The organism is Adlercreutzia sp. ZJ473 (assembly GCF_013185065.1).
Classification (GTDB): domain Bacteria; phylum Actinomycetota; class Coriobacteriia; order Coriobacteriales; family Eggerthellaceae; genus CAAEEV01.
In genome coordinates this window covers 68,310-74,420 of sequence record NZ_JAAVTO010000006.1, presented here as the reverse complement: position 1 = coordinate 74,420, position 6,111 = coordinate 68,310, and the positions used below count along the sequence as shown (strand labels likewise).

The 6,111-nt window shown below is 65.8% G+C and carries 9 protein-coding genes; 1 reads left to right on the top strand and 8 read right to left on the bottom strand.

Annotated features, from left to right (window positions below):
• From HRL41_RS02250 to HRL41_RS02240, 3 genes are all read right to left on the bottom strand, one after another.
• Positions 1–318, bottom strand: a 318-nt coding sequence (locus HRL41_RS02250) for a DnaJ domain-containing protein (RefSeq protein ID WP_172135335.1), incomplete at its 3' end; no start/stop codon positions are given.
• On the bottom strand, positions 311–1,342 hold the full coding sequence (locus HRL41_RS02245; protein ID WP_216662464.1) for a DUF5685 family protein: 1,032 nt from the start codon (positions 1,340–1,342) through the stop codon (positions 311–313). The genes HRL41_RS02245 and HRL41_RS02250, both read right to left, overlap by 8 nt.
• 213 nt (positions 1,343–1,555) lie before the next feature.
• Positions 1,556–2,455 carry a LysR family transcriptional regulator gene (locus tag HRL41_RS02240; RefSeq protein ID WP_172135334.1) on the bottom strand — a complete coding sequence of 300 codons (900 nt, stop codon included), beginning with the start codon at positions 2,453–2,455 and terminating at the stop codon, positions 1,556–1,558.
• Positions 2,456–2,736: 281 nt separating this feature from the next.
• Here HRL41_RS02240 and HRL41_RS02235 point away from each other — a divergent pair, with 281 nt between their 5' ends.
• Entirely contained in the window at positions 2,737–3,690 is a 954-nt protein-coding gene (locus HRL41_RS02235) for a DMT family transporter (protein WP_371808780.1), read from the top strand.
• A gap of 574 nt (positions 3,691–4,264) precedes the next feature.
• Here HRL41_RS02235 and HRL41_RS12395 read toward each other — a convergent pair.
• The 5 genes from HRL41_RS12395 to HRL41_RS02210 are packed head-to-tail and all read right to left on the bottom strand — an operon-like array spanning position 4,265 to position 6,110.
• Entirely contained in the window at positions 4,265–4,462 is a 198-nt protein-coding gene (locus tag HRL41_RS12395; RefSeq protein ID WP_172135332.1) for a CooT family nickel-binding protein, read from the bottom strand.
• Position 4,463: 1 nt separating this feature from the next.
• Positions 4,464–4,733 carry a hypothetical protein gene (locus HRL41_RS02225; protein WP_172135331.1) on the bottom strand — a complete coding sequence of 90 codons (270 nt, stop codon included), beginning with the start codon at positions 4,731–4,733 and terminating at the stop codon, positions 4,464–4,466.
• 21 nt (positions 4,734–4,754) lie between these two features.
• Positions 4,755–5,189, bottom strand: coding sequence for a hypothetical protein (locus HRL41_RS02220; protein ID WP_172135330.1), 435 nt, complete (start codon positions 5,187–5,189; stop codon positions 4,755–4,757).
• A gap of 15 nt (positions 5,190–5,204) precedes the next feature.
• Positions 5,205–5,696: a hypothetical protein gene (locus HRL41_RS02215; protein WP_172135329.1), complete on the bottom strand. Its 492-nt coding sequence runs from the start codon at positions 5,694–5,696 to the stop codon at positions 5,205–5,207.
• 33 nt (positions 5,697–5,729) lie between these two features.
• Positions 5,730–6,110 carry a 4Fe-4S binding protein gene (locus HRL41_RS02210; protein WP_172135328.1) on the bottom strand — a complete coding sequence of 127 codons (381 nt, stop codon included), beginning with the start codon at positions 6,108–6,110 and terminating at the stop codon, positions 5,730–5,732.
• Position 6,111: the final 1 nt, after the last annotated feature.

The window sequence follows — 6,111 nt, the reverse complement described above, 5'->3', positions numbered from 1 at the left end:
GGCGCCGCCCGCGCTCGCGCTGCCGCCCGCGCCCGTGCTGCCGCCCGCGCCGCCGAAGGGGCTTCCGTAGCCGTAGCCCGGCGCGTAGGGCGCCCCGCCTGCGGCAGCGCGTCGGCGGGCGTCCTCCTGGGCGTACTTCTCGGGGTTGGTGATGCGGTCGTACGCCTCGTTGACCTTGTTCATGCGCGCGGCTGCGTCGGGGTCGCCGGGGTTGAGGTCGGGGTGGTTCTCGCGCGCCTTCTTGCGGTACGCCCTCTTCACCTCGTCCATCGAAGCGTCGCGGGAAACTCCCAGTATGTCGTAGGGGTTCTCAGTCATGGTGCTCTTTCTCGGCCTTGTCCTCGTGCGCGCGGCTGCCCGTGCTCGTGCCTGCGGCTTCGCTTGCGCTCTCGGCCTTGCCCTCGTCCTCGCCACCGTAGGTCTCGTTGAACTTCTGCCAGACGCCCGAGTACAGGACGCTGCGCATGAGGTGCGTGTCCTGCACTAAGGGTAACTTCTCGAAGGTGGCGGCGGCGTTGCCGATGAGCACGGAGAGCAAAGTCTTCATATTTTCCGGCGGCATCCCCAGGAGCACGAGCGGGTTGTACGAGCCGGTGCGCGCGTCGTCGGCGTAGTCGACGGCGGCGTCCATGAGGTAGATGAAGCGGCCGAGCTCGTCGCCGAGCGTGCGCATGGGGGCGGCCCAGATGCCCTGCTCATGTGCGAAGAGCTCGCCGAGCAGCTCGCCGAACGCGGCGGCCGCCGCGTCGGGCGCGAAGGCGGGGGCGGGATCCGGCGCAGGGCTCGGCTCGGCGATGGCTGCTTCCGGCGCAGGGCCCGGCTTGCCAGAGGCTGCTTCTGGCGCAGGGCTCAGCTTTCCGGCGGCCGCGTCGGGCGCGCTGCCTGCGGTGACCGCGGCCTCGATGCGCGCGATCTCGGCCATGGAGCGCTCGATGGCCGCGCACTGCGCGGGGATGCGCCCGCGCGCCTTCGCGTAGGCGCCCGAGAGCAGCGCGGCCCCGGCGCGTGCGCGTGGCGCGCCCTCGTCGCGCACGTCGTCGAGGCACTTGTGGTAGGCGAGGGCCACGGCGAGGTCGGCGGCGTAGTCGGTCCAGACGGAGCGCGCGTAGGGCATCTTCTTCACGGGGTGCGTGACGCAGTGCTCCTCGCCGCGCTCCTCGGGCGGCTCGTGGAGCGAGTTCGTCAGCAGGATGAAGAAGGTGAGGTCGTAGGTGAGCACGGCGCGGCTCGCCTGCCCGTAGCGCTCCTTGAGCGCGCGGCACAGCCCGCAGTACACCGCGTGGTAGCGGGCCTTCTCCTCCTCGCTCACCTTCGAGAGGTGCGCCGTCACGATGCCGAACATGCGCAGGCTCTACTTGGCGGCGGCTTGCGCGGGCGAATCCGCGCCGATGCGGCGCGGCATGGGCGCGAAGGGCTTGCAGAAGGGGCTGTCGAGGAGGTTTCTCATGCGCGTGTCTTTCCGGGGCGTGCCGTGGTGCTTTCGCCATCCAATATACGGGCAAACGGAGGCCGTTTGGAAACTGAACACAATGGACACACGCTCACCACGAGGTCGTCACGCTCCCGTTGCCCCCGTTGCCCCGGCGTTGTCGCTGATCCAGCGGCGGGTGGCCTCTATGAACGCGCGCGTGGCGAACGACGCCTTCGCATAGGCGCGGACGGCGAGCGCTATCGTGCGCGGCGAGGGGAACTCGGGCTCCACGAGCGCGAGGTCGAAGGGATTGTCCTTCAGGATGAGCTGGGGAAACACGCCGTAGCCGAGCCCTTTCTCCACCATGCCCATGACGGCGAAGTCGTTGTCCATCTCGAGGCGCGTGCGCGGGGCTACGCCGTGGCGCTCGAACAGCGCGTCGATCTCGGTGTAGGAGTCGTTGCGCACCTTGACGTAGGGCTCGCGCGCGAGCGCCTCGGAGGGGAAGCGCTGCTCATGCGCGAGCGGGTGGCTCGGCGGCACCACGATGTAGAGCGGGTCGAGCATGAGCGGGATCGTGAAGAAGCCGCGCCGCGAGGGCTCGATGAGGAAGCAGCAGTCGTGCTCCCCGGCGCGCACGCGATCCTCCATGTCCTCCTGGTCCTCGAAGCACGCGACCTCCAGCTTTATGCGCGGGTAGCGGGCCATGAACTGCTCGAAGATCCCGGGCAGCCAGTGGATGGACACGCTGGCCGAGGCGGCGATGCGCACGGTTCCCGTCTCGAGGTCGCGCATCTCCCCGAGCTTCGACTGCAGGGCGAGCTCGCTGTTGTAGACGTCCTGGATCCAGGGGAGGAGCGTCTGGCCGTCGGCGGTGAGGCGCGCGCCGGCGTGGTCGCGCAGAAACAGGGTCGTCCCCATCTCCTTCTCAAGGGACGAGATCAGGTAGCTGATGCCTGCCTGGGTGTATCCGAGCAGGTCGGCGGCGCCCTTGAAGCTCCCCGCCTCGGCGGCCTTCATGAACGCCTCGTACTTCTGGTCCATCGCGCCTCGCCTCGCTTCGTCCTGGCTCTCCGTGGCTCGCGCTGCCGCGCCGCGTCTCGCGTGTTCCGCTTTGCCGCGCCGCGTCTCGTGCGCTCTGTTTCGCCGCGTCGCGCGTTCCGCCATCGCGCCGCGCGTTGCCGCGCCGCGCTGGCGTCTCGTATATAAGAATTCCTTGTATATCTATAACATACTCAAGATTTTATTTTATCTGAAAGTTCCCTATCATGTGGAGGCCTTGTTGGGAAGCTGAAACCGTGCGGAAGGAAAAGGAGGCTGCTCAGGTGCTTGGAGGAAACGGGCGCTACATCGCCCTCGTGGTGGCGGAGGCCGCGATCTACGGGGCGGGGAACGTGGTGATGAAGGTCGCGTACGAGGGCATAACGCCGCTGTGGTGCATGGCGCTGCGGTTCGGCATCGCCCTCGCGGTGCTCATGGTCGTGGCTGGGCCGCGCGTCCTGCGATCGCTGCGTCAGGCGCGCGTCTCGGCGTGGCTCCCGTCGGGCGCGGCCATGGCGGGCACGTACCTCGCCTGCAGCCTTGCGGTGGACCTCACGACTGCGACGAGCGCTGGCTTCTTCGTGTCGCTGCCCATGATGTTCGCGCCGCTCTTCGCGCTCGTGCTCGCAGGCGAGCGCTACGGGAGGTCGACGGTGCTCCTCCAGGTGGTCGCCGTGGCAGGGCTCTACCTGCTGTGCTGCGGCGAGGGCGGCGCGCGGTTCGGCGCGGGGGAGCTGCTCGGGCTGGTGAGCTCGGCGTCGTTCGCCCTGATGCTGGTGCTCACCCGCAACGGCGCGCGCGAGGTTGACCCCTTGGCGCTGGCGGCCGCGCAGATGGCCGTCACGTTCGCGGCCTCGCTGGCGGCGGCTGCGGCAACCGAGCCGCTCCCCGTGCTCGCCGAGATGCCCGCGCATAGCACCGCGGCGATCCTGCTCCTCGCCTGCGTCGGCACCTGCCTCCCCATGGCCCTGCAGAACGTGGCGCTCGTGCGCGTGCCGCCGACGATCGTCTCGGCCATCCTGTGCTCCGAGCCGGTGTTCACCGCAGCCGTCTCCGCCGCGGTGCTCGGCGAGACGCTCGGCGGCGCGGGCATGCTCGGCGCAGCCGTCGTGGTGGCGGCGACCGTGGCGGCGTCTCTGCAGGGGAGCGAGGGCACCGTGCACCTGCGTCGCCGAGCGGGCAGAGGCGCCCTGCGCATGCGCCGACGCGTCGCCGCCTCGCTCAGGACGCTCGTGTAAGCCCCGCCTGGCGCAGGGCGGCGGAGCGGGTTTGCGGGACGGACCTGCGCCAGGCGGGGCCTGGACGGTCGCGATTCCTGCGGTCTGACCCCGCCGGACCCGTGCTCCTTGAAGTCCGGGGCCAGGGGCCAATGTCATTAGCTTAAACGGATGTCATATTCGTTGACAGAGCGGAAGGCAACGAGAAAACTCCTCAAGCATGCGTCAGGCCGACCTTCCGCTCGACGACCTTCGCCGGCCTGCCCGTCTCCCCGCCTTTCGCCCGCGGCCCGCTCGCCGCCTCGCTTGTCGATTGTCGACAACGTTACCGACAACGGCGCTTTTCCATCCACCTCCCAGGTGATTCTGGATGAAACAAGGCCGTTATCGGCGATTTCTCGGGGAAAGTGGATGCGAAAGCGCCGTTGTCGGTGGTTTTCGGGGCTCGAATCGCCGACAACGGGCATTTTGCATCCAGCTTTTCAAAATTGTGGATGCGAAAAGGGCGTTGTCGGTGCCCAGGATGGAAAGAGGGCGTTGTCGGTGGATCGGGTCCCAAGGACTCGGAAAGGCTGCGCCACTGCTCGAAGGAAAGCTAAGCCTCAGCCGAAACTAGCACCAACGAGTTTGAGAAGTCGATCAGCCGCACGGATCCCTCCACCTCCACGCGCTCGCCGAACAGGCTTCTGCAAACCAGGCGCCCATCTGCGCATTCGATGCTCTGGGTTTTATCCATGACAAGCTCGCGAGCGGCAGGCGAGCCTTTCTCTACGTACACAGACGCAAGGCACATGCTAGACGCGCCCCCTTAAGATCTCGATGGTCTCTAGCAAGCGCGCATTTGCGTGCTCCATCAGCTCAACGCTCTCACGAAGATGCTCGACGGCACGCTCGTCGCCTATGGCGCCTTGATACTCGGCAAGCTCCTTGGCGTGGTCGCCGTTATGGTGGTGCAGATGCTCGAGCAGCATCAGGATTCGCTCGTCCTGGCTTGCGGCAGCCGAATCCTGCGCATTGTCGTGGCAATGGTCATGGTCATGTCCATGGTCTTGATCGCAGCACATCTCGCATCCCTTCCGTTGTTCTTACTTGCTGTAGCTCATCTCGGCTTCATCGAGCATAAGCCGGACGATCCTGTCCATCTCTTCCTGGAGCTCGGTGGCAGAAAGCGACTCACCCATCAGGTTGGCAAGGGCGACGCCTTCGCTGGGGCCCAGCGCCCCCAACCATCGAATGTCCCTGTCGTTAAGATGCGACCTCATGTACTTGAGCTGTTTCTTTCCGCTCACCTTGTTCAAGATGACGCGAATTCGACGCATCCCTATGCCCTCAGACAGGTATTTCATGCGCTCTGCCAGCAGAAGCAAGTCGCGCGAAGGTTCGGTCACTATGAGCACGGTGTCGCTTCCCTGCTCAACGCCACGGCCGAAGCTTTCCGTTCCGGCGTCCTGATCGGCTATGACCATCTCGCCTTCGCGAAGCTCGATGTTCTGCATCAGGCGCTTGACGATCTCCCCCAAATCGCAGGAGCATCCCTAGAAGGGGTTCTCTATCTTGCCGATGCGCATGAACCTCACGCCGTCGGCTTCAGCCACGTAGGCCGCAGGGATCTCCTCTATGTACAGCGGATCCTTCGAGAGCCACGACATATCGGCGTGCGGGTCCATGCCGAAACGACTCGACGCATCCATCAGGGGCAGCGGCTGCTCCTCGATCCCGAGCTTGCAAGCCGTGCCCTCGTTCGAGTCGTCGGTGTCTATGACGAGGGGCTTGTAGCCAAGACGGCACAAGCTCAGCGCGAGCAGGGCGGTTACCGTGCTCTTTCCGGCACTGCCCTTCCCGCAGACGGAGATCTTCTTGATGGCCTTCTCTCTGTGGCGAAGCGCGGATTCGGAGCGAATGTACTCGCCCACGATCTTCGTGGCCGCAACCATTTCCTCTTTGGTTACGGCAAGGCACATCTTGCAGTTAATGCAGCCTTCGCCGGTTATCATCGGAGCCCCCACGGGGCAGTGGAAATCACCCATGTCCCACCTTGTCAACAATCGATGCGCAGCAGCCTATCGCGGGGCCATCGGGGTGAACAGGTGAACGTCGCCGTCCGGGATCCACTCGACAGGATGGACGAGCTCCATCTCCTTGGCCTCGCTCTCGCAGAAGACCACGCAGTTCCCGCAGCCGAGGCACTTCTCCGGATCAACTTGAGGGAGGTCGTCTTCGTCCATGGATATGGCGCCAAGCTGGCACAGCTCCGCGCACTTCGCGCACTTCGCGCACTTGTCGGCGTCGGTGACGGGCTTGAATCGACTCGGCTTGTTGGCCCAAGCTTGGAACCTGCCGTTGGGATAGCAGGTGGCGAAATCGCATGCGCAGATGTTGCCTCCCAATCGGGAGTTCGACCCGATCAGGATCACGTTGCGGCTCTCGATGTCGGCCAGCACG

Bases quoted from the DNA above. Each gene is read 5' to 3' on its own strand.
- HRL41_RS02245 (WP_216662464.1), bottom strand. From the start codon at position 1,342: ATGTTCGGCATCGTGACGGCGCACCTCTCGAAGGTGAGCGAGGAGGAG.
- HRL41_RS02240 (WP_172135334.1), bottom strand. From the start codon at position 2,455: ATGGACCAGAAGTACGAGGCGTTCATGAAGGCCGCCGAGGCGGGGAGC.
- HRL41_RS12395 (WP_172135332.1), bottom strand. From the start codon at position 4,462: ATGTGCCTTGCGTCTGTGTACGTAGAGAAAGGCTCGCCTGCCGCTCGC.
- HRL41_RS02225 (WP_172135331.1), bottom strand. From the start codon at position 4,733: ATGTGCTGCGATCAAGACCATGGACATGACCATGACCATTGCCACGAC.
- HRL41_RS02215 (WP_172135329.1), bottom strand. From the start codon at position 5,696: ATGGGTGATTTCCACTGCCCCGTGGGGGCTCCGATGATAACCGGCGAA.